23 protein-coding genes (1 of these 23 running past the window's edge) are annotated in these 21,613 nt (G+C 39.8%); 12 read left to right on the plus strand and 11 right to left on the minus strand.

What is annotated here, in order from left to right; translation table 11 throughout:
• Nucleotides 1-162, plus strand: the final stretch of a protein-coding gene (gene mmp10, locus HY987_RS08045) for a methyl coenzyme M reductase-arginine methyltransferase Mmp10 (RefSeq protein WP_292757387.1). Its footprint begins 1,089 nt before the window's first position; only the last 162 of its 1,251 coding nucleotides appear in the window; the start codon falls outside the window, past its left edge; it ends in the stop codon at nt 160-162.
• Nucleotides 163-377: 215 nt separating this feature from the next.
• On the opposite strand, the gene HY987_RS08050 is transcribed toward mmp10, so the two are convergent.
• From HY987_RS08050 to HY987_RS08060, 3 genes are all read right to left on the minus strand, one after another.
• Nucleotides 378-1,457 carry a metallophosphoesterase gene (locus HY987_RS08050; RefSeq protein WP_292757389.1) on the minus strand — a complete coding sequence of 360 codons (1,080 nt, stop codon included), beginning with the start codon at nt 1,455-1,457 and terminating at the stop codon, nt 378-380.
• 259 nt (nt 1,458-1,716) lie between these two features.
• Nucleotides 1,717-2,628: a methanogenesis marker 7 protein gene (locus HY987_RS08055; protein ID WP_292757391.1), complete on the minus strand. Its 912-nt coding sequence runs from the start codon at nt 2,626-2,628 to the stop codon at nt 1,717-1,719.
• On the minus strand, nt 2,613-3,170 hold the full coding sequence (locus HY987_RS08060; protein ID WP_292757393.1) for a hypothetical protein: 558 nt from the start codon (nt 3,168-3,170) through the stop codon (nt 2,613-2,615). Before HY987_RS08060 ends, HY987_RS08055 begins: the two co-directional genes overlap by 16 nt.
• A gap of 636 nt (nt 3,171-3,806) precedes the next feature.
• Here HY987_RS08060 and HY987_RS08065 point away from each other — a divergent pair.
• From HY987_RS08065 to HY987_RS08085, 5 genes are all read left to right on the plus strand, one after another.
• A complete protein-coding gene (locus HY987_RS08065; RefSeq protein WP_292757395.1) occupies nt 3,807-4,118 on the plus strand; it encodes a helix-turn-helix transcriptional regulator in 312 nt (103 codons plus the stop codon).
• Between the two features lie 353 nt (nt 4,119-4,471).
• Nucleotides 4,472-4,687: a TRAM domain-containing protein gene (locus HY987_RS08070; protein WP_292757551.1), complete on the plus strand. Its 216-nt coding sequence runs from the start codon at nt 4,472-4,474 to the stop codon at nt 4,685-4,687.
• Nucleotides 4,688-4,741: 54 nt separating this feature from the next.
• Nucleotides 4,742-5,410 carry a 2-phosphosulfolactate phosphatase gene (gene comB, locus HY987_RS08075; RefSeq protein WP_292757397.1) on the plus strand — a complete coding sequence of 223 codons (669 nt, stop codon included), beginning with the start codon at nt 4,742-4,744 and terminating at the stop codon, nt 5,408-5,410.
• Between the two features lie 152 nt (nt 5,411-5,562).
• Nucleotides 5,563-6,720 (plus strand): TraB/GumN family protein, encoded by a 1,158-nt coding sequence (locus HY987_RS08080; protein WP_292757399.1) that lies wholly within the window; start codon nt 5,563-5,565, stop codon nt 6,718-6,720.
• Nucleotides 6,721-6,843: 123 nt separating this feature from the next.
• Nucleotides 6,844-7,056 (plus strand): DUF1922 domain-containing protein, encoded by a 213-nt coding sequence (locus tag HY987_RS08085; RefSeq protein WP_292757401.1) that lies wholly within the window; start codon nt 6,844-6,846, stop codon nt 7,054-7,056.
• A 233-nt stretch (nt 7,057-7,289) separates the two neighbouring features.
• Here HY987_RS08085 and HY987_RS08090 read toward each other — a convergent pair whose 3' ends face one another.
• Nucleotides 7,290-7,466 carry a hypothetical protein gene (locus HY987_RS08090; protein WP_292757403.1) on the minus strand — a complete coding sequence of 59 codons (177 nt, stop codon included), beginning with the start codon at nt 7,464-7,466 and terminating at the stop codon, nt 7,290-7,292.
• A gap of 144 nt (nt 7,467-7,610) precedes the next feature.
• Nucleotides 7,611-7,802 carry a hypothetical protein gene (locus HY987_RS08095; protein ID WP_292757405.1) on the minus strand — a complete coding sequence of 64 codons (192 nt, stop codon included), beginning with the start codon at nt 7,800-7,802 and terminating at the stop codon, nt 7,611-7,613.
• 432 nt (nt 7,803-8,234) lie between these two features.
• Here HY987_RS08095 and HY987_RS08100 point away from each other — a divergent pair, with 432 nt between their 5' ends.
• Nucleotides 8,235-9,827: a GTP-binding protein gene (locus HY987_RS08100; RefSeq protein ID WP_292757407.1), complete on the plus strand. Its 1,593-nt coding sequence runs from the start codon at nt 8,235-8,237 to the stop codon at nt 9,825-9,827.
• Nucleotides 9,828-9,948: 121 nt separating this feature from the next.
• On the opposite strand, the gene HY987_RS08105 is transcribed toward HY987_RS08100, so the two are convergent.
• Nucleotides 9,949-10,809 (minus strand): TIGR00269 family protein, encoded by an 861-nt coding sequence (locus HY987_RS08105; RefSeq protein ID WP_292757409.1) that lies wholly within the window; start codon nt 10,807-10,809, stop codon nt 9,949-9,951.
• Nucleotides 10,810-10,844: 35 nt separating this feature from the next.
• Here HY987_RS08105 and HY987_RS08110 point away from each other — a divergent pair, with 35 nt between their 5' ends.
• The gene (locus HY987_RS08110) at nt 10,845-11,147 is read left to right on the plus strand and encodes an MTH1187 family thiamine-binding protein (protein WP_292757411.1); all 303 of its coding nucleotides are present in this window, start codon (nt 10,845-10,847) and stop codon (nt 11,145-11,147) included.
• 127 nt (nt 11,148-11,274) lie between these two features.
• Here the strand turns inward: HY987_RS08110 and HY987_RS08115 are convergent, their stop codons facing one another.
• Together HY987_RS08115 and HY987_RS08120 are read right to left on the minus strand one after the other, a co-directional pair.
• Nucleotides 11,275-12,369 carry a DegT/DnrJ/EryC1/StrS aminotransferase family protein gene (locus tag HY987_RS08115; protein WP_292757413.1) on the minus strand — a complete coding sequence of 365 codons (1,095 nt, stop codon included), beginning with the start codon at nt 12,367-12,369 and terminating at the stop codon, nt 11,275-11,277.
• A gap of 223 nt (nt 12,370-12,592) precedes the next feature.
• A complete protein-coding gene (locus HY987_RS08120; RefSeq protein ID WP_292757415.1) occupies nt 12,593-13,516 on the minus strand; it encodes a type II CAAX endopeptidase family protein in 924 nt (307 codons plus the stop codon).
• 253 nt (nt 13,517-13,769) lie between these two features.
• On the opposite strand from HY987_RS08120, the gene HY987_RS08125 reads away from it, so the two are divergent.
• On the plus strand, nt 13,770-14,936 hold the full coding sequence (locus HY987_RS08125; protein WP_292757417.1) for a tRNA (guanine(10)-N(2))-dimethyltransferase: 1,167 nt from the start codon (nt 13,770-13,772) through the stop codon (nt 14,934-14,936).
• A gap of 141 nt (nt 14,937-15,077) precedes the next feature.
• Here HY987_RS08125 and HY987_RS08130 read toward each other — a convergent pair whose 3' ends face one another.
• Entirely contained in the window at nt 15,078-15,770 is a 693-nt protein-coding gene (locus HY987_RS08130) for a hypothetical protein (RefSeq protein WP_292757419.1), read from the minus strand.
• A gap of 609 nt (nt 15,771-16,379) precedes the next feature.
• Here HY987_RS08130 and HY987_RS08135 point away from each other — a divergent pair.
• Both HY987_RS08135 and HY987_RS08140 read left to right on the plus strand, forming a co-directional pair.
• Nucleotides 16,380-17,081: a DUF4013 domain-containing protein gene (locus HY987_RS08135; protein WP_292757420.1), complete on the plus strand. Its 702-nt coding sequence runs from the start codon at nt 16,380-16,382 to the stop codon at nt 17,079-17,081.
• A 137-nt stretch (nt 17,082-17,218) separates the two neighbouring features.
• On the plus strand, nt 17,219-17,920 hold the full coding sequence (locus HY987_RS08140) for a DUF4013 domain-containing protein (RefSeq protein ID WP_292757422.1): 702 nt from the start codon (nt 17,219-17,221) through the stop codon (nt 17,918-17,920).
• A 261-nt stretch (nt 17,921-18,181) separates the two neighbouring features.
• Here HY987_RS08140 and HY987_RS08145 read toward each other — a convergent pair whose 3' ends face one another.
• On the minus strand, nt 18,182-20,044 hold the full coding sequence (locus HY987_RS08145; RefSeq protein ID WP_292757424.1) for a glutamate synthase-related protein: 1,863 nt from the start codon (nt 20,042-20,044) through the stop codon (nt 18,182-18,184).
• Nucleotides 20,044-20,676, minus strand: a complete 633-nt coding sequence (locus HY987_RS08150) for a tributyrin esterase (RefSeq protein WP_292757426.1) — start codon at nt 20,674-20,676, stop codon at nt 20,044-20,046. The genes HY987_RS08145 and HY987_RS08150 overlap by 1 nt, the downstream gene beginning before the upstream one ends.
• A gap of 179 nt (nt 20,677-20,855) precedes the next feature.
• Here HY987_RS08150 and HY987_RS08155 point away from each other — a divergent pair, with 179 nt between their 5' ends.
• Nucleotides 20,856-21,404, plus strand: coding sequence for a helix-turn-helix domain-containing protein (locus HY987_RS08155; RefSeq protein WP_292757428.1), 549 nt, complete (start codon nt 20,856-20,858; stop codon nt 21,402-21,404).
• The last annotated feature ends 209 nt before the right edge of the window (nt 21,405-21,613 follow it).

The raw sequence follows: 21,613 nt of genomic DNA on the forward strand, positions 1-21,613 counted from the left end.
AGGGATGGTACAGAACGCATTGTTGCCAGAGGCCCGGATAAACTCAGTGTTGATGGTGAGATGAGTGGCACTCTTAGCCAAAATGATGTGCTTAAGACAGAGTTAATAGCATTTGAGGATTTAATAGAATGTATTAATTTTTTTGGAGTTAGGAAAGAATAACAGGGTAATTTTTCCCATAATCCCATATTCTAAACGATTTTCCGAGTACTCCCCTAATTTTTCTCCTTTAGATTTTAGATGATTCATTGTTGATTTCATTTAGATACCTCTGATAAATATCAGTAGGTTAAAATAAGTTAAAATAAGTTAAAAAAAGTTAAAAAAAGTTAAAAAATAACATCCTTCCTAGTTAATACTCTTTTAGAAGTATTTTTTTAATTTAAGTCCTGTTTTAATGTGATTAAAGTCATTTCACACCTTGAACCAAGTCTCATGGGAGGACCCCAAGTACCAGTACCTTGAGACACATACAACTTGGTTCCATTGTACTCGTACAATCCTTGAATATACGGAAACATCAGTTTAACCAGGAAATTGAATGGTATCATCTGCCCATTATGGGTGTGGCCTGAAAGTTGCAGGTCGATACCTGCTTCATGGGCATTCTCCAGCTCCCGGGGGAGATGATAAAGGAGGATTGCTGGTTTTTCATTGTTAATTTCCAGCTGTGAGAGGGTGTTTTTAAGATGGTCTCTCCCATAATAATATCCCACACCTATTACCTGAATTCCTTTAAAGTCAACCAGTTCCCCCTGAAGAATCCTCAGCTTAGTGCCTTCCAGAACCCGGAAGACTTCATCCAATCCTTCGTAAGTTTCATGATTGCCCGTCACAAAGAATGCAGGTGCATTCAAACGGTTAATGGCATTAAATGTATGTTTGTGCAACCTTGCACTGCCATCAACCATGTCCCCGGTTATAAAAACCAAGTCAGGATTTAATTTATTGGTTTCATTAACGATTCTCTCCATGTAACCTGAGTTTCTTATGGAACCAATGTGAATGTCTGATAGATGTACTGCCTTCAAATCCTCATTTAAACCTTTTAATGGTATCTCTATTTTTACAAGTTTCAATGTGTAACTATTATAAATGGAATATGTACTGATAACCGTTACCAGTATCGCTATTAAAATACCAGCACTTTCGCGGGGAATCGGAACAAACCAGGAAAATACCAGGTAGACGATTAGAGCGAAAAGTAAATAGAATGATATTCCCATCCAAGCTGATGCTGCAGTGTAGAATATTCGAGTGAAGTTATTGGAAACTGTCCGTTCAATCAGGGTGGCCACAGGATAGGAAAGTGCTGCAATAAGCATTATTATGTAAAATCCATTATCCATGGGCAAACCCAACAGAAATGACATTCCAAAAAAAACATAATAGTTTAGGGCTAAAAATCCCACGAAAAATAGGGATATGAACATTGCATACTGCAGGATTCTTCTCATTTTTTTAACCGCCTTTAAAGATTCCTTTTAACCATTTAATCAGTGATCGGCAACCAGTGATCCATTTTCCTATTAATTCCGAATTCAAGATTAAAATGTTATAATCATATATTTTTTATCAAAGCATTCAAAGCGGATACTCTCAATATCACAGATTATACTTAGGAGATTCTTATAACTATTAAAAAAAATGAATTCCATGTTTAATATGACTTATTTTGTTTAAATATCAGTTATTTTTTGTTAAATACCAGTGTTTTTAAATTATCGAAGTTTCTGGTAATAGTTTCACCAGAGTGTAGTCATACATCAGGGATTTTTTAATCTCAGAGACATCCCCCAGACGGTAATCATCCACCTTCACTTCGGCAATCTGGTCTTTGTACTTATCAAAGTCCAATTTGACTCTCACCCCATCCAGCTGACTGACTATGGGTGCAGGGGAATAGATTTCCTTTACTGCTTCTACCTGGTTTTCAATTTCTGTTTTCACCAATATGGAGGGGACTATAGGTGGATCATCCATCATTTCTTTACGTCGATTGTCGAGAATGTCCTCAACAACATCTGCCAGGTTCCTGAGGGCACGGATGTTCTCCCCTCTTTTTAAACGACGGGGGATTCTGCCCAACCCACTCACATAAGCTGTGGCCCCTGGTATGTCCTCTACATTCATCTCGGGAGCACCAGTTACCACCACGGGGATGTCGATGTCAGCGAATAGATGAGTTTTGTTCATGATGCATTCCTTGAAACTCCCCAAGGCAAAAACTGCCAGATCATGCTCTTCAATGAGTCTTTTTTCATCCTCTGAAATGCGCGATATTCCCTTTCCCGCTCCCCGGGAGAGGCCAATCATGTTATCCTTAGCCCCATAACGTCGAAGATACTCAGAGATATCACAAGCAGAATGAGGTAGGTGCTGTCTGGCCAGTGTGGGTGATACAATGGCAATTTCTGTTCCTGCCATTGGTGCTCTTTTAATTTTCCCCAGAAGTTCCCTGGACTTTTCCTCAACTTTATCCACATCTTCCACAGGCACTGCTAGGGTGAGGACCAGATCCATCTGAGTGGTGGTCTCCTGCAATACGAAACCTCCCAGATCCTCGATAAGCTCTGTTATCTCTTCGTGCTTGTGAACTCCTCCAGTATAGGTTAGGGTTTCGTACATAATCTACTCTCCAGAATATTATATCTCATCTGTGCTCTTTCCAGGGGATTAAATGGGGTATTTTTGTGGGAGGGAATTTCCACAGCCCGAATCCCCATAAATTTTATTTCCTCCCGGATATCACCATTAGGGTCATCTTTCAGATAGTCCGGAAAAACTAGAAAGTCCGGTTTTTTTGTCACCAGGGAAAATCCCATGTCATCAACTATCTCTCTAATGAATTTAGAGTAAACCTTAACTTTTATTTTTTTCCTTTCATCCATTGTTTCCCTTTCTCGGCAAACATGAAGGGAATAATCATCCCCCCACTCCCCCATATCCAGTTTTTCCGTTCCCAAAGTGTTTGAAATAAGATCAATACTTTCATAAATCTGTTTAAAAGTATTTAACTTAATTTTAATTGCCGGAGTGCTTGTATCAGTCTCAGAGAGGACTATAGCCAAATCAACACCTTCAAAATTGTTGTCCTGCTTTACAGTGTACTTTGAAACACCAGCCAGTCTAACAACTTCCTGGCACATGGGCGTGGTATATATTTTCATGAGCCTACCTCAAATTCGCTATCGTTTCATTAACAATAATATATTTACACTAAGTAAGTTACTGCAAACGATTGGGTTTCTGAAAAATGTGGGTTTCTGTAATTGATTACCTAATACAAATATTAGTTTGCGATAAATTAGGCTTGTGATAAAATCCATATTGTAAACCACTACAAATCCATATAAATTTGACTGTTTTAGTAGTTATAATCGTGCAGAATAATCGTGTTAACGAGATTTCTTTACTTTAGTATATAATGAAATTTCTTTACCTTATAATTACCTTCTAATATATTCCCTATACTCAATTGTTCTTGTATAATCTCAATTGTAAAAAATTAAATTTTTAAAAAAAAATTTATTATAAAATTGTATTGATAATTTGTTTTCTTGGTCCCGGGATAAATCTAAAGTCCAGGAATAGATCTAATGTAATGAAAGCCCTATATGCAAAAAGGACGCCCTGAATAGTCTCTATAAACAAGACCATCATATTAATATTGAAAATCTTTTATTTATCAGAATCATACTAAATCACATGACTGATCTATCCCATCAAGAGGCCGCAGTATTGGGAATTTTATATGAGCATCATCATTACGCCTACCGAATCCAAGAAATTATGGAGAAAGAGGGATGGATAACTGGGCTGATATTGAGTTTTCATCCATACACAACATTCTAGAACAGCTTGAAACAATCAAATTAGTGCAAAGTAATATTAAAGCTGAGAATGGAGGGCAAACATCCAGAAAAGTTTATTACATAACTGATGAAGGTAAATTGGTCTTAAAGAAAAAAATTAAAACAATTTTGTCAAAAAAAGGCAAAATAATCTACCCATTCGACTTGGGACTTTCAAACATGTATGTTTTAAGTCATAGCGAGCTAATTCAAAGTCTTGAACTTTATTTGAAATCAGTCGAAGACCCGTATTTATTCTCTTGAATACGTATTAAAAATACAAGAAGAAAACAATTTGCCTTATAACTTTATAGCTATTTACAGTAGATCACTACTACTTTTAAAGGCTGAAGAGAGGTGGATAAAAGAATTCATGGCAAAAACCCCAGCTGATTCTGAATAAAAATTGGGGATATATATTATATCTAAATTTTTAATGTAGTCTAAGTAAATTAATTTTATAATTAGGTAAAATTAGATGATATAAACCATCACAAACTGTGGAATTTCTCATTGTGAAATAACCAATCAAGGGCTACCAAAGAATTTAAATAATAAATAAAACAAAAAAAGAACATAACAAGACCTTTTTATACTGGTCTCGGGATGTGAATACATTGTTTGGAGCAGATGAAACCCCAAAAACGGCCCCTATAAAAGAAGGGGAGGAATATGAGGTTAAAATTGAAGATTTAGGTAAAGAAGGCGATGGAATCACCAGAATTGACGGTTTCGTAGTCTTTGTACCTGAAACAAAGGTAGGTGAAGAAATTAAGGTTCGAATAACCTCGGTGAGGAGAAGATTCGCCTTTGCTGAGAAGGTTCCTGAATGAATAAGGAATAAAAATCTTATTTTTTCCCCTTTAATATCTATTTTTGGTGTTATTATGAAGGTTTCCCTGAGTTTTGAGAGATCATTTTCTAAAGATGTGGCCATCATGGTTGATGTTTTACGCGCCAGCACCACCATCACCGTGGCCCTGGAAAAAATCCCCAATATCATCCCCACGTTGGAGATAGAAGAAGCTCTGGCTATTGCCCCCGAACATCAGGCCTTCCTGGCAGGTGAAAGGGGAGGGGCAACCATTGAAGGATTCGATGTTGGAAATTCCCCCCTGGAAATCCAGAACTTACGCGGTGAAACCCTGATCATCACCACCAGTAACGGGACCCGGATCCTGGAAGGAATCAGGGGCCGTGCACTCATAGGTTCCTTTATAAATGCTCAGGCAGTTGCAGAGAAGGCCAGGAAAATCGCAACCAGCCATATAGAAGTGGTTATGGCTGGGGTGAGGGGAAAATTCGCCATAGAAGATTTCCTGGGTGCTGGTGAAATAATCTCCCACTTGCGGGATCAGGAACTGGATGAAATGGCCCAATCAGCATGTATGGCAATTCAAAACCCCCAACTGGTGGATCAAGCTGTGACAAACTCCCGATCAGCAAGGAATCTTAGGAAACTGGGATTTGGGGAAGACGTGGACTTCTGTCTCCAGCGAGATAAATCACATTTGGTACCTGAATTTAAAGATGGATTAATAAGAATTTTAGAATAAATGAAGGATTAAAATTAAGTAAAGGACAAGCTTTTTATATGCCTACATTATATCTATAGGCTCAATATTATAACTGAAAGAACCAGAAAATTTATTAAAAAAATTTTAATTATGGATTGAAATAATTTTCTAGTTGAATTTAGAGTGATTTAATGGCACCTGACAATTTAACAATCATTGGTACAGCCCACGTATCAGAAAAGAGTGTGGAAGAAGTAAGAAATACCATCCTAGAGAGTGAACCAGACATTGTAGCCGTGGAACTTGACGCAGCCCGTTATCAGAACCTTCTCAACGAGAAGAATGGTGTTCAACAGGATAAAGAGATAAAAATACGGGAAATCTTAAAGGGCAATAATTTCACCATGTTCTTGGTGAGCGGGTTTCTCAGCTACTTCCAGAAAAAGATTGGAGATGAAGTGGGGGTTAAACCCGGCTCAGAAATGCTGGCCGCAGCAGAAGCCGCCGAAGAAGCCGGAGCCAAGGTCGCCCTTATTGACCGTGACATTCAGATCACCCTTAAACGGGCTTTGAATCGAATGAGTTTCTGGGAAAAGGCCAAGTTCATTTACAGCATCATAGCATCATTTTTCAGTAAAGATGAGGCTATTGAAGATATTGAAGATATAAAACAGGGCGATGCCTTGGAAGAAGTCATGGGTTACTTCCAGGAGATGTCTCCCCGTGCTTATGAGGTTTTGGTGGCAGAAAGGGATGCGTTCATGGCTCAAAGGCTCCTGGATCTGGAAGGAAATGTGGTAGCTGTGGTAGGGGCCGGTCACAAAAAGGGAATTCAAAAGAACATGGAAAACCCCCAGGACATACCTCCACTTTACCAGCTTATGGAGTTAAAAGAATCAAAAATCAGTGCCACTAAAGTGATCTTATTTGCAATACCGGCATTATTCATAATAATATTTGTACTTGCATTCCTGCAGGGGATCAACATCCAATCTGGAATTCTGGAGTTTGTTCTACTCACAGGGGGATTGGCCTTTGTCGGATCTCTTTTAGCTGGATCTAAAATCCCTTCTGCTATCACTGCATTTATAGTAGCCCCCTTCACCGCTATACACCCCCTTCTGGCCGCAGGATGGTTTGCAGGAATAGTGGAGGCCAAATTGAGGGGAGTTTCCATGGATGACTTGGCCAGCCTATCCAAGAGTGAAAGTCTGCGTGACCTCTGGAATAACCGATTATTTAGAATACTACTGGTGGTGGTGGGGGCCAACATCGGCACCACCATCGGAGTCTTCCTATCCATACCCAACGTTCTCCTGCCCTTGATCAATAAATTAATGGGCATGTAAGTGTGTAAAATTTAATGAAACATTTAATGGACATACCCCATACATGACTTCTATGGCATGAAATAAATGGGATTTATAGATTTTTAGTAATTCATTTAAAAACAGTTAGATGAGTTGGTTTAAATGTACTTGATATTCAGATGTGACTGTGGAAGGGCAGTATATGCCAAAGAAGGTGTAAACGTGAAGAAATGCGTTTGTGGGAAGAATTTGAAGGTTGCTCAGAGGAGAATCATAGCTAAAACTGAAGACCATCAAACAGCCTCTGAAAAGGTGCAAGAACTTCAGGAAGAAAAGTATGGTGGAGTCTACTTTACTACTGCCGATAAATTATGAACTCATAACATCATCTGCATCTTAATAAATCAAACTTAATCCTAAAAATTGCATAAACTAAAAACTTTAACATTGTATCATATTATTCTTAAGTCTTCAAAAATAATCTCCCTAAAAAAAATTCCTAAATAATAAATAAACCTTAACTGGATTAGTTTATGAAAGAATAAGTATCTAGCATATTACTTGAATAGTTTAGTGGTGTATTGGTTACAGGTTATGAGTTTAACCCCTTACCATCCTTCTATCTTTTTTACTTCTTCCAGTATTTCAATACACTCTTCTATTTCCTTAGTAGGTTCTAACCCTTTTAGTATGCCTATAACTTGGTTAATTCTGGCTATACTTCCAATATTCATAATTTTTTCTTTCTTTAGTTCTATATTGTCAAATCCTTTCAGTTTTACCATTTTATCCCTATTATTTCCATGCTATAGTGGTTTTTTACCGGGTAGTTGTGGTAGTTGCTTGAATACTTATTAACCCACCCTGTGATTATAATTAAATTCCCATATTCTTAACTATATGTATACTCAATGAACTAGATAAAAAAATTAAAATGATTTCACAGTATTGAATGCTGTAGGATTACTCCCAACATGACTTTTTGTTATGTAATATCCTGCAGGAGTAACTGTCATTATTTTACTGGGTTTTATCCTATACATTATTACATTTGAAACGGCTTTAGATGATAACATAGCTGTTGGCATTGTTATTTTTTTAAGTTTTTCCAATTGTCCCATAATTATTTCCCCCTGTTATTATATTATAGGATGAAGTATTATACAACTATGGATGAAGTAGTATATACTAACCTAACTATGGACAGAAAAAATTATTATCATTGAACTTTAGTTGGATAAAGTAAGATCCCCACGACTAGCTGCATCCCATCAGGTTGATAGAATTAGCTTGTTGCAAAAACCAAGTATTTGTATGATGATCCCAAACAATACTATTACTTATTTTCTATACAAATATTTTAGTATATCAATATACCCCGAGTCTTTTTATAAATAAACCTATTATTTCCAGCGTAATAATGCAAAATCAAGCTGAATACTATCCATTTTACTTTTTTCATATAAATTAGGAGATGTATATATACTATCTTATACCATAGTGAAGGGTGAATACTTAGATAAAGAGATATTAACAAAACATCTTGATCTAGTATGAATAGTAGAAATTTCTATAATCTTACCCGCAGAGGTGAGAGAAAAAACATAGAATTCAAAGAAAATCTTAATTCTAATACTCATCTTTTTACTGAACGCAAACAACAACTAGCATCCCAGATGAAATACCGTCTGGAAAGAGGCCATGGTGAGGCCATTTATTTTATTGGAGTGGATGATGACGGTCTGCTGGTTGGACTGGGAAAATCCACAATGGACGAATCCCTCCATGTTCTGGGTGAACTGGCCCGTGAAATAAATGCCAAAATCACGGACGTGGAAAAGCAAACTGCGGGCAGGGGTGAAGTTGCCAAGGTAATTATCAGCCGCCGGCATAACAGCAAAGGCGATCATTTACTTATTGGAGTTGCCGGTCACGTGGACCATGGTAAAAGCACCCTGGTGGGAACCCTAACCACCGGAACACTGGACACCGGTTCAGGGAGCACCCGCATATTTCTGGATGTTCAAAAACATGAGATAGAACGGGGTTTGTCCGCTGATCTGTCCTTCGCAGTATATGGATTCAAAAATGGAGGACCAGTACGTATTAAGAACCCTCTTAACAAGAGGGATAAAGCATTTATGGTGGAAAAGTGCGATAAACTGATTTCTTTCGTGGACACTGTGGGCCATGAACCCTGGCTCCGCACCACCATCAGAGGTATTGTGGGGCAAAAGCTGAGTCATGGCCTGCTAGTGGTGGCAGCGGACCAGGGACCCACCCATATCACCAGAGAACATCTGGGGATAATTTTAGCCATGGAACTACCAGTTATAGTGGTAATGACTAAAATTGACATGGTGAATGAGGAGCAAATTAAGAATATTCGGCAGGAGATCTTCGACCTGTTGAAACTGGTGGGAAGAATACCCTACATGGTGAAAACCATTGAAGATACGGATTTTTTAACAGAAAACATGAACCAACATCTGGTGCCGGTTATTAAAGCATCCCCTGTTACTGGTGAGGGACTTGAACTATTAGATCAGCTTTTTTCGGGCCTTAAAATGCCATCCCATGAGGAAGATTCCCAGAAGCCATTTATGATGTACATCGATAAGATCTACTCAGTTCTGGGAGTGGGAACTGTGGTAAGTGGCACCATACGACAAGGAAAGGTTAAAAAGGGTGAAAAACTTATTTTAGGACCTTCGAGTTCGGGTGATTTCCTTCCAGTAAATGTTAAAACCATTGAAATGCACCATTATCGAAAAGAAAGTGCTGGTGTGGGTGAAGTGGTGGGAATTTCCATTGCCGGTGTGGAAATGGATGAAATTAGGAGAGGGATGATCATATGCCACCCAGATTACAATCCACGTGCAGTGAGGGAATTTGACGCGGATGTGGCTATATTGGTGCACCCCACCACCATTAAGGATGGTTACGAGTGCATAACCCACATCGAGACCATAGCCGAAACCAGTTGTTTTAGACCTATTGACCAGGAGTATCTATCTGCAGGGGACACAGGATCCATAAGAATGAGATTCAAATACCGACCTTACGCTATCCGTGAAGGCCAAAAATTAATATTCAGGGAAGGAAAAAGTAAAGGAGTCGGAACTGTGACCCGTTTAGTCAGTTAATCTCCAGCATACCCATCATAATCATTTATCCGAATTAATTGCAATCTATATTCATTAACTAACTTTTATCCCAACATCCCCATATTCTTCATTAATTCCAATCCCATTCATTAAATCGTTTTCATTCTAATTCCTTTTTTATGAATTCCTGCATCTCACAGGCCTGGCAGATAGAAGCAGATGATGGTTCGCCACATATCTTGCACTGGTGAATTTTAACCTGTTTTTTATCTATCTGCAGGTTTTTCTGGAAAAATTCAAGGAGGTTCATTTTGGTGCCTGGCCGGTCTTCTTCCAGATGGTTGAGGTAATTTTTTAATCGTGACCTGAGGGATTGATGAGCATATGGACATTCTGCCAGGTGCACATCTACTTCATTCATAACTGCCCATACACCCACCTCTTTTTCTGGTATTAGCCATAGTGGTTTAATGCGTGGCACCATTTTAGGGTGGATGCGTTCCTGTTTCGGTCCGAACTTGGCGAAACGCCGCACATCCGCCCGGGCGAAACTCATTAGAAAAGACTGAATTTCATCATCCAGGTTGTGACCCGTGGCCAGTTTATCCGCACCCAGCTGGTGGGCGGTGCGGTTCAGGAGGTAACGTCTGAAAACACCACACGGAACACATGCCGTCTGGAAAAACTTAGCCGCCTCGTCCAGGGAGAATCCCATCTCACTTTCCAGTGATACTTCATGATACTCCACTCCCAGTCCAGATGCATTATTCCGGGCAGATTCAGTTCCCTCTTCACGATAACCAGATATTCCCTCATCAATGGCAATGACCAGAAGTTCAAAATCAAACTCATTTTCCTTTAGAAGTTTATCCAGAATGTGCAGGGTTAAAACGCTGTCCTTACCCCCTGAAAGAGCAACTGCTACCCTATCACCTTCATCTATCAAATTATAATCGGTTATTACTTTTTTAACCTTATTTTCAAGTTCCTGATTGAAGTTCTGGTAATCCAGGTGTTGCATAAAAAATATATGGCTGGCTGAACATAAAAATCATTATGATATCTGCAGAACTGACCGTAATCCCCCTAGGCACCCCCGGGACCAGTCTCAGCAAATATGTGGCCGCTGCCGTGGCTGCATTAGATGAAGCTGGAATCAAATATCAGTTAAGCGGGATGGGAACCCTTTTGGAAGCTGAAAATCCAGATGAACTCTTTGATGCCATTAAAATTGCTCATGAAGCAGTTTTTAAGGCAGGTTCCCAGCGTGTGGTGACCAGTGTCAAGATCGACGACCGCAGGGATCGTGACCGAACCATGGCCGATAAGGTGCACTCAGTAGAGAAAAAACTGGGATGAATAGACTATTTGATTAATGCTTACTGATTTTAGTTAGTTCGAGGAATATCCCTGAAAAATGGATTAACCTCAAAAATTAACTTAAAATAGATTAAAAAAAATATAAAAAGAATAATTGGTTTTGAATCTAGAAAAACTTATCAGAAGCGGCTTCCAGTGAAATCACTATTTTTTCCAGTTCTTCTACGGATAAAGATGGATGTACTGGGAGGGATAAAACTTCAGAGGCTGCTTTTTCAGTCAGGGGACAGTTATCATTGTACCCCAGGTTCTGGTAGAGTTCCTGTTTGTAAATAGGGACAGGGTAATGTATTCCGGTTCCAATTCCTTCCTGGTTGAGGAAGTTCATCACATCATTCCTTTTTCCATCTTTAACCCTCACAGTGTACTGGTGAAATACGTGTTTCACTTGGGGGGAGACAAATGGTGCTTCAATATCTGAAATTCTCTTTAAATGTTCGGTTAGGTATTCTGCGTTTTCTATTCTCTTCTGATTAAACCCATCCAGTTTTTTAAGTTGAACCAGGCCAATGGCAGCAGCTATGTCAGTCATCCGGAAATTGTATCCCAGAACAGAATGATGGTATCTTTCTTTTTCACCGTGAGCCCTCAGTATCCGGGCCATATCGGCAAGTTCTGTGTTGTTGGTGGTTATCATCCCACCTTCACTGGTGGTCATGTTCTTGGTGGGATAAAAACTGAAACAAGCCATATCACCTATAGATCCGATCATCTCATCCTGGAACATGGCCCCATGTGCCTGGGCAGCGTCTTCCACAACTGGAATGCCATGTTCTTGTGAGATTTCTTTAATCAGGTCCATCTTAGCGGGTTGACCGTAGAGATGCACGGGTAGTATAGCCTTGGTTTTTTTGGTTATGGCCTCTTCAATCTGGTTGGGGTCCAGGTTAAAGGTCTGGGGATCGATGTCCACAAAGACCGGTCTGGCTCCAACATAGAGTGCACAGTTACCGGTGGCTGCAAAGCTGAAAGGAGTGGTTATAACCTCATCACCATTGCCCACACCCAGGGCCAGTAGAGAAAGGTGTAATGCTGTGGTTCCTGAACTCGTAGCAACCGCATGTTTCGTTCCAATGTAACTGGCAAAGGCTTCCTCAAATTCTGCCACTCTTGGGCCCTGGGCTATGAACCCGGACCTTAACACTTTTTCCACTTCTTCTATTTCTTCTTCACCGATAAGGGGCTTGGCAACTGGTATCATGAATTCACCTGAATTAAAATCCTGGGATAAAATGATAAGTTTATTTAATCACTTCGTAGCCATCAAATAAATTCTATAGGCTAAGTTAGAAAAATGATTGAAAAATATTTAATTTAAACTTGTCTTTCATCCACGATGTTTACATTGATTTTCATACTTAAAAATATACCTATATCCGTAAAAAAAGAAAATATAGTGGATTAAACCCAGAATTAAGCATTATTTAACGGAATATTCGTATAATATCTTCTTTCCGGTTCCAAAACAGGATGGCGATCATTGCAATAGCCGCCAGTATTAGAAGAGGTAGGCCGGTGAATGGGTCGGATGGTTGGGCAGTAACCACGGATGGTAGTCCTGGAAGCCCGGAATCTGCAGAATTGTACAGTAATGCAACGTAGAGATTATTGGCTATATGCACCCCCATGGCAGTTTCTATACCATTATCTCCCAGGGCTATCACTCCCAACATCAGCCCAATGATGAAGGTGGAAACTACAATGGATATATCCATGTACAGATTAGTTCCATTGAAAAAATGCACACCTCCAAATAGGAGTGAAGTGATTAAAAGCGGGACCCACGGCTTTTTTGAAACCAAACTAAATCCTTGCATGAGGTATCCCCTGAATAAAATCTCCTCAAAGGATGCTTGAATTGGGAAAGCCAACAGACATATAATTAGAAGAATGAAAAAACTCCCAGAATTATATGTAATCTGGTAACTGCCTGGATTCAAAATCAAATCAGGTAAAGAAAGTATAAACAGGATCAATGCCCATAAAATCAACCCTTTAAATAATAGTTTCCAGCGTAGCCCTGAGACTGTGTTTATCACTCTTAATAAATGTTTATGATGTAAGAATCGCAGGCAAATATAGAAAAGGAAGAATGAAATAGTATAACTGATACCAACCAGTATAACCAGGGAATATGGGCTGGACATGGTGGATCCAATGAAACTGGAAATATTCGATATTCCCCCAGAAAAAACTGAGAAAAGTATGAGTAAAAGTCCCAGTATAACACCGGCCACCAGACTACCACCAACCAGAGAGATTATTACAGTTAAAAGGTATCTCCACCAGTTGTTTTTACCTTCAGAAGCATTTTCTAAAAATGATATTGGTGAAATAGACGATGACATTGTTTTTTTACTCCTATCCAAGATAATCTCTTTCTATACTGTATACTAATATATTATATTATTAATGGGTTGATTGTTAGGATATAAATGATTATGAGATTAAATTATATAAAAAACATGAATGTGATAATGTTGAATCTACTTTTTATATTTTGAATGTAATCTATAATAAAAAACAGTTAAGATAATTACCAGTTAATTGATTAAAAAAAAGTTACTATGGATTACTGCTTGATGATTTGAGGTTAATGAAATGGTTGAATTTAATGAAATAGACTTTTTATACATAGAAGAAGGCCAGGTAAGGATTAAAATCCCCACATTTGAGAAGGTAACAGCCAGGGCCCCTGTTTTTTTCAACCCGGTTATGGAGCTTAACCGGGACCTGTCAGTTGCTGCTTTAACCACGTACCAGCATCAGAAGGATGATGATATCACCATCTGCGATGCCTTCGGAGGCAGTGGGATAAGGGGTATAAGGTACGCTAAGGAAATAGAAGGTGTTTCTCTGGCAGTGGTGAATGATTTAAACCCACTGGCAGTTGAACTTGCCAATGAAAACATCCAGGAAAATGGTTTGAGTAATGTAAAAGCCTGTAGAGAAGATGCTAATTTAATCCTCCGCAAATGCAAGGGTAGATTTGATGTGGTGGACATCGACCCTTTTGGCACCCCTGCACCATATGTTGAATCAGCTGCTGCCAGTATTAAGGCAGGAGGACTGATTTGTGTCACTGCCACCGACACTTCCGCCCTTTGTGGCACCTACAGGAAGCCATGCATCAGGAAATACGGTGCTAAGCCCCTTAGAAATGAATATTGTCATGAGACTGGTCTTAGAATCCTGGCAGGGTTCCTTTCTCGCACCTTCTCCAAATATAAAAAGTGTTTGGATTTCCAGTTTTCCCACAGCACAGAGCATTACATGCGCCTGTACGCCCTGGTGGGTAAAGGAGCAAAAAAAACAGATGAGTCCCTGGAAAACATTGGTTACATAGCACATTGCCCTAAGTGTCTTAATCGAGAGGTTTTTAAGGGCATGGCCCCCCGAATATCCCTGAATTGTCCTGATTGTGGTGAGGTTTGGAATGTTGCTGGTCCCCTTTGGTGTGGGGAAATGCAGAATTCTGACTTTTTAAGCCGAATGCTAGATGTAGTGCCTGATCTGGAGATTAACCAGGAAAATGAGGTTACCAAACTCCTGGAAAAATGTCTCGCAGAATCGGGTGCCCCTCCCACATTCTACGATGTGCATGCTATTTGCCGAAAGTTGAAGATAAGTGCCCCACCTATGGAGGGCGTCATGACCATGATTAAAGAGGGAGGATACATGGTTACCAGAACTCACTTCAATCCCAATGGTTTGAAAACTGATGCCCCTTTATCTTTCATTGAAATGGTCATTGCCAGTTATAAATGATATTCTGAGATTATTCTATACTGGTATTCTGAGATTATTCTATACTGGTATTCTGAGATTATTCTGTACTCCCTGAGAATTTCAGGAAACATTCAAAAATAAAATAAATACCCATTTCTGGGTTGATAAATCCTTATTTTTTTATTGATAGTTTAACATGTCATGGGTGTAGTAATACTGTAACTCCGAGGCGTGCTGGAGTTCATAGTCCCGGTAAGGTAGGTTCAGGTATGGTGTGAGCATTCCCTTTAAAACATAGTAGTAGGCTGCGAACTGGCCGTACTCCTTCCAGGTTATGTAGAAGTAAAGTGGGAATCCACACCCCTGAGAAAATATGGGGTTACCTGATCTGGCAGTTCCGTGCCATACCATGGGGATAGGCCCTTCCTGTCCATTCTGGGCGGCTAGTTTCTTAATATATTTACGGGCATCATTCCAATTGTTGAAGGTGAGTCCGTCGGCCTTGAATTTATATCTACCATCTGGAACTCCGAATAAAGCCAGTTTAAGTGAATCCATATAATTCGTGGCCCCCTCAGCACCAGTACCATTGGTGTCAATGAAGGCCATTTCAATTATCAAAACATCCCCCTCCTTGTAGTGACGATAGTTGGAATCACCGGCGAAATGGACCACCAGTGCACATTTGGAACCCTTTTCCTTTGCATATTCTGCCAAAAGCTGAGAATGAGCATGACCAGGGTACATATCCGGGTTAGCCAGTTTCACAAATCCCAATCGCCCCACAGGTTCAAACGGACCGGTCATGGTTGAAATAACAAGATAACCTCCGAATATTGCCAGAACAATTAAGAGAATAACTTGCCATTTCATTGCTTCACCATATTTATCGTTAAGAGGGTGTTAGTAGAGATAAAATTATTATATTGATTATATCATTACCATTTATCTATATTATTCCAATTAGATATCCTGTTAGATTATTCCAATAGATATCCTTTAAGATTTTTTAATTCCATGAATTAATTATGAATCTATTTAATTGTGTAAACTATTTTATTTTTTTGTATAACTTCCCCTATTTTTCTAATCGTTTATATCATTATTACCTTTAAAGATTTGTGTTTTTCCCCTTCTGAATAAGTTTTCCAACCACACAGAAGAGGTATACCGGGAATAAATAGTTAATATATCCTAATCCAGTGAATTCCAGTGAATTTTATTTGCATAATCCCGCGAATCCTAATCCAGTGAATATTATAAAGATTATAATACATTTATCACTCTCCAGGACACTTATGAATCTGGATTTGAATTTTATCTGTTAATAAAAATAAAATAAAACTGTAAATATCAATAAACTATTTTTAGTTCCTAAAACCATTATTATAATATAAAATAAGTCCATGAATGAATGAAATGTAAAAGAAGACTGGTAAAGAGTGTAAATTTTTCCAGAATTTGGTGAAGAGGAGATTATATATGGATATAGGGTATTTGACTTCTGATGCAATGAAATATCCCTCACAGGATTGGAAGAAGATTATAATTCTGGGAATATTAATTTTAACCAGTTTTTTAATTATTCCTGCTTTTTTAGTTATGGGATATGTTTTCAGAGCCCTGAAATGGTCTATTGCCGGTGTTGACCAGCTTCCTGATTTTGATGAATGGGGAGAAATGTTCACAGACGGCCTTAAAATCTTTGCAGTAGAACTGGTCTACTTCATTGTTCCCTTCATTACCATATTCCTGGGTATCTGGGCTTCAATTGGTTCACTGGTAGCTTTGGGGGCTTCTGGAAATGATTTAATGCCTGCTGCTGCTTTCAGTGCCTTCAGTTTAATGGGAGGGTTGCTGATTATGGGATTAGTTGTGGCTGTTATTTTGGGAGTGTTCTTCACCATTGGAATAGCCAATATGGCATATTATAACAGTGAAATTGGAGCTGCCTTCAGATTCAGGGAAATATTGAACACCATCAATGCCATTGGCTGGGTGGACTACATCATCTGGTACATAATGATGATCATATTGGGAATGATAATGGGCGCCATAGCAGGAGTTCTTGGACTTATACCTGTCCTGGGATGGGTTTTGATTGTACTGGTCCTCTATCCTTACCTTTACTTATTATATGCCCGAGCTTTAGGGCTTTTATTTGTTTCAGGGTTGGAAATCTAATGAAATCCTGTGAATTTCTTTTATTATCATTATTTCACTTTTTAGGATTTTTATTACTTATATAGTGAATACAGTGCATCATCTTTTTATAAGAAAAGAAACATAATAATAGATACCGAAAAATGGAGGTATAAAACATGGATATTGGAGAAATTATTTCTGATTCCCTTAGTTACCCGTCTCAGGACTGGAAAAAAGTACTAATATTTGGAATTTTATTCCTTATAAGCTTTTTAATAATCCCAGTCTTCCTGGTAATGGGATACTTTTTCCGAATTTTAAAAGGTTCCATAGCCGGTTTTGACGAACTCCCTGACTTTGATGAATGGGGAGAGATGTTTATAGACGGTTTGAAAATATTTGTTGTACAGTTTGTATATTTCTTGATCCCAGCGATAGTTATATTAATTGGAGTATGGGCTTCAATCGCTTCCATGTCTGTGACAGACGCAGGCAACATGACTAATCCAGGTTTATTCATTGGACTCATGGGCGGAACAGCCATTATTGGAATTATCTTAGCCATAATTTTAGGATTAATTGCATCCATTGCCATTGCAAATATGGCTCTGAATAATGGTGAATTTGGAGCAGCATTCCGATTCGGGGAAATCCTCGAGAAAATAGCCATGATCGGATGGGGCAAATACATAGTATGGTACATTGTGATGATCATCATCGGAATGATCGGTGGAGTCATTGCAGGTCTCCTGAACATAATTCCGTTCATAGGAACCATAATTGCCCTGCTAGTGGTCTACCCATATCTGTACATGTTCTCCGCAAGATCCCTGGCTTTACTCTTTGGATCCAGCGTAGAAATGGAATCAGTTGAATAAACTAATTCCCTATTTCTTTTTTTTTATTTTTTTAAATCTATTTTGAATAAAAGTCAAGAACAATTACTCTTAAATATCCCACGATTTTTAAAATATAAGACCTATCTGGGGATTTAAAAAATGATTTTCATAAAATTTTATTTCAAGTTAAAATCTTATTTTAAAAATAAACAGCCCATGAAGATAAAATAGAGAAAAGAAAAAAATATAATTCCCTTAGATACTTTTATTATCCAAAGGGAATCTCATCATTACCGGATCTTACAATCCAGTAAGACGAAGACCGGTTATCTGGGCAGTGTCACTGTTTAAGGCTCGTAGGTCATCTGTTGAGAACTTGCGAATATCATCATGCCCTGCCAGCTGGGCCAGCATCTTGGTCTCCTCGGTCATGGACTTAATATAGTTAGCCACTCGCATGGAAGCCAGATCCACATCCAGGCGTTGACATAGTAACGGATCCTGGGTGGCGACTCCCACCGGACATTTGCCAGTGTAGCACATACGGCAGGCTCTGCATCCCATGGCAATCATGGCACCGGTTCCAATGTACACTGCATCTGCACCCAAAGCCATTGATTTGGCCACATCTGCCCCGCTCCGGATTCCTCCGGTGATTATGAGGTCCACGGTGTCCTTCATGCCGATTTCTTCCAGTCCGCGGACTGCTTCCATGAGTGCTGCCAGGGTAGGGATTCCCGTGTGTTCGATGACCACTTCTGGTGCTGCTCCAGTACCTCCTTCCATACCATCCACTGATATCACATCTGCACCAGCCTCAGCAACCAGTTGAACATCATCTTTCACCCTTCCCGGCCCTAATTTTACCACAATAGGTACCTGCCAGTCAGTGACCTCGCGGATGAGTTCTATGTGCTTGTCCAGATCCCCGGGTCTGGTGGCATCCAGGAAGCGGGCTGGGCTAAGTGCGTCGGTTCCAAGAGGTATTCCTCTGATTTCAGCTACTTTAGGGCTGACTTTCTCGGCAAGGAGATGTCCGCCCATACCGGGTTTGGCTCCCTGACCTATTTTAACTTCTATGGCATCTCCCACATTTAAGTAGTCTGCGGAAACTCCGAAACGGCCCGAAGAGTACTGTACCATTAGTTTGTCTGCGTATTCCCTTTCCAGAGGTAGCATTCCCCCCTCCCCTGTGTTAGCGCATGATCCTACCAGGGAGGTACCCTTAGCCATGGCCAGTTTACACTCCTCAGATAATGCTCCAAATGACATTCCGGCAATGAGTACAGGTGTTTCCAGTTCCAGGGGATTTTCAGCGTACCTGGTTCCAAGGACAACTTTGGTGTTACATGCCTCCCGGTACTTGTCCACTGGAGATACTGAAGCTTGTCCAGGTAATATTATTATATCATCCAGATTAGGGAGTCTTCTTTCTGTACCAAAACCTCTGAGAACATATTTACCTGCCTTGGAAGTATAACGTATGTCCGCGATGGTTCTGGGATCCCATATGCTCCCGGCTCCTGTTGGTATCAACACCGGACATGCCGCAGTGCAAGATCCACACATTATACAGCGACTTTTATCGATTTCAGCGTGACTATCCACGATTTCAATGGCATCGGTGGGGCAAACGATCTCACAGGTACCACAGAAGACACATAGTCCTTCAGTTGATACTGCCAGTTCTCCGGAGGGAGATAGGGGTCTTTTTGAAGTTGATCTCAGGGGGTTATCCGTCCCGAAGTTCTGCTGCAGACCAGTGGCAAATTCCTTGATATCCACCACACCCAGACAATTTTCCTTACAGGCTTTTACACAGGCCGGTACATCATCTGCAGACTGCATGCACTGTTGTTCGCATTTGAGCATCTCATCAGCAGTGTGAGTGATGCTTCCAATGGGACACATTAACATGCACAGGCGGCAGCCCACACAGAGATCCGGGTTGATCTTCACCACATCACCTTCACGGTAGATTGCATCTCTAAAACAGCCTTTTAGGCAGGATGGGTTTATGCACTGCTGGCAGACAATGGTCTGGTAACCTTCAGTCATTTTATGCAGGAAAATGCTGCTTTCATCATTGACTGAGACACAGGCTTCAATACAGTCATTGCATCCATCACACTTTTCTGGATCAGTTAAAAGTATCTGTTTCATCAGGATGCCTCCTCTTTACCATAGAAGGGTCTTAACTCTTCAGGTCCAATCTTAATGAAATCTTCTGCCTGGGCATCTATGTTGTACTTCAGGAAGATTGATGATAACTTATCCTTGTCCTGGGCATCCAGTTCTTTCACTGCGGCATTGGTACCAGTCTGATAGTTTCCAGCCACGTATATGTTTCCCCCAATCATCCAGTCTCCGGTGTCTTCCCCGGCATCCCCGGTGACTATTATATCCCCACTGAGCATGTAAAGTCCGGCTAGTTTGCCCATATTGCCATTTATAACCAGAATTCCTCCTTTATTTAGTTGGCCCACCGCATCACCAGCATCACCATAAACAATTATTGTTCCGTTGTAGGTTCCGAATCCAACTCCTTCTTCAGCAGAACCCCTTACGAGGATCTCCCCAGAGGTCATGTTGTCACCCACGTAGCGGCCAACATTTCCCTGTATTTCTATGGAGGCCCCGTTGTTCAGTGCCGCTACAAAATCTCCCACATCTCCATTTAGGATGATTTCTGTTCCTGATCCCAGTCCTACTGCAATTGAGTCCAGTTTGCCTGGATTTTCCAGTATCAAATTTTTTTTATCTTCAGCTAGTGCCTTTTTAATCTCAGTGTTCAACTGTCTGGTGGTGTAGTTTTCTGCTTTTATGGTATCGGTTGTACTCGTTCAAATTCCCCCATTAATCTCTTTGAGGGTAATAAATCATGATTAATTATAAACTTTACCGTTCGTATAACTTTCAAGGTATACTGTTATATATTAAAATGAGACAATAGTTTCAGTGAAGGTGATTTGATATGAAAACCCTGATTACGAATTTAAGAGGACAGTGCCTCTTTAATGTCTCTATGAAAACCCAGCCGGATGGTTTGATCATATTGCATTATGGAAAACATCGGAAAACAGAATTAGACTCTTTTTTAAAGGGGGGTGAAATTCGAATAGATACGGAAGACCCCCAAGATGCGTTGAATCGAATTTTAGAGATTATCAGAGGGGCTGAAATACATGGGGATGTTTATGTGGCTTATGGTGCTGGGGATATTGGTCCTCTTTTGAATTTTGCAGCTAACTTGGAGGAAGTGGCAGGAATTTTCACCTGTTTTGGAGAGAAGGTGGTTAGGCTTCCACCATTCAAGCTTAGGATATCCAAGAGCCGTCTTAAAATAATGAAAATGCTTAGCCATAATGATTTTACCGCTGTTGAAATTGGTAGAAAAGTTGGAATATCCCGGGCGATGGTTTACAAACATCTTAACGGACTTATAGACCTGGGACTGGTTAAAAGATCCCATTCAATGGAGAAATACAGCATAACTAATGCCGGGAGGATGGCCATGACTTAAAACCATACTCTCAACATGATGGGGGAACTCCTAAATGCCAACTACCTTATAAATAATGAAATCCAAACAATAAAATCTAAATTTTCAGATAAGCCCCTGTATGGGATTAAAGTTGAAGTTTATAGAACTATTTATTTAAAATAAAATTTCAATCACTGATCATGGCCCCATGTTGAACAATGATTTAAATTAAAGTATGAAACAACAAC

Source organism: Methanobacterium sp. (assembly GCF_016217785.1).
GTDB lineage: Archaea > Methanobacteriota > Methanobacteria > Methanobacteriales > Methanobacteriaceae > Methanobacterium.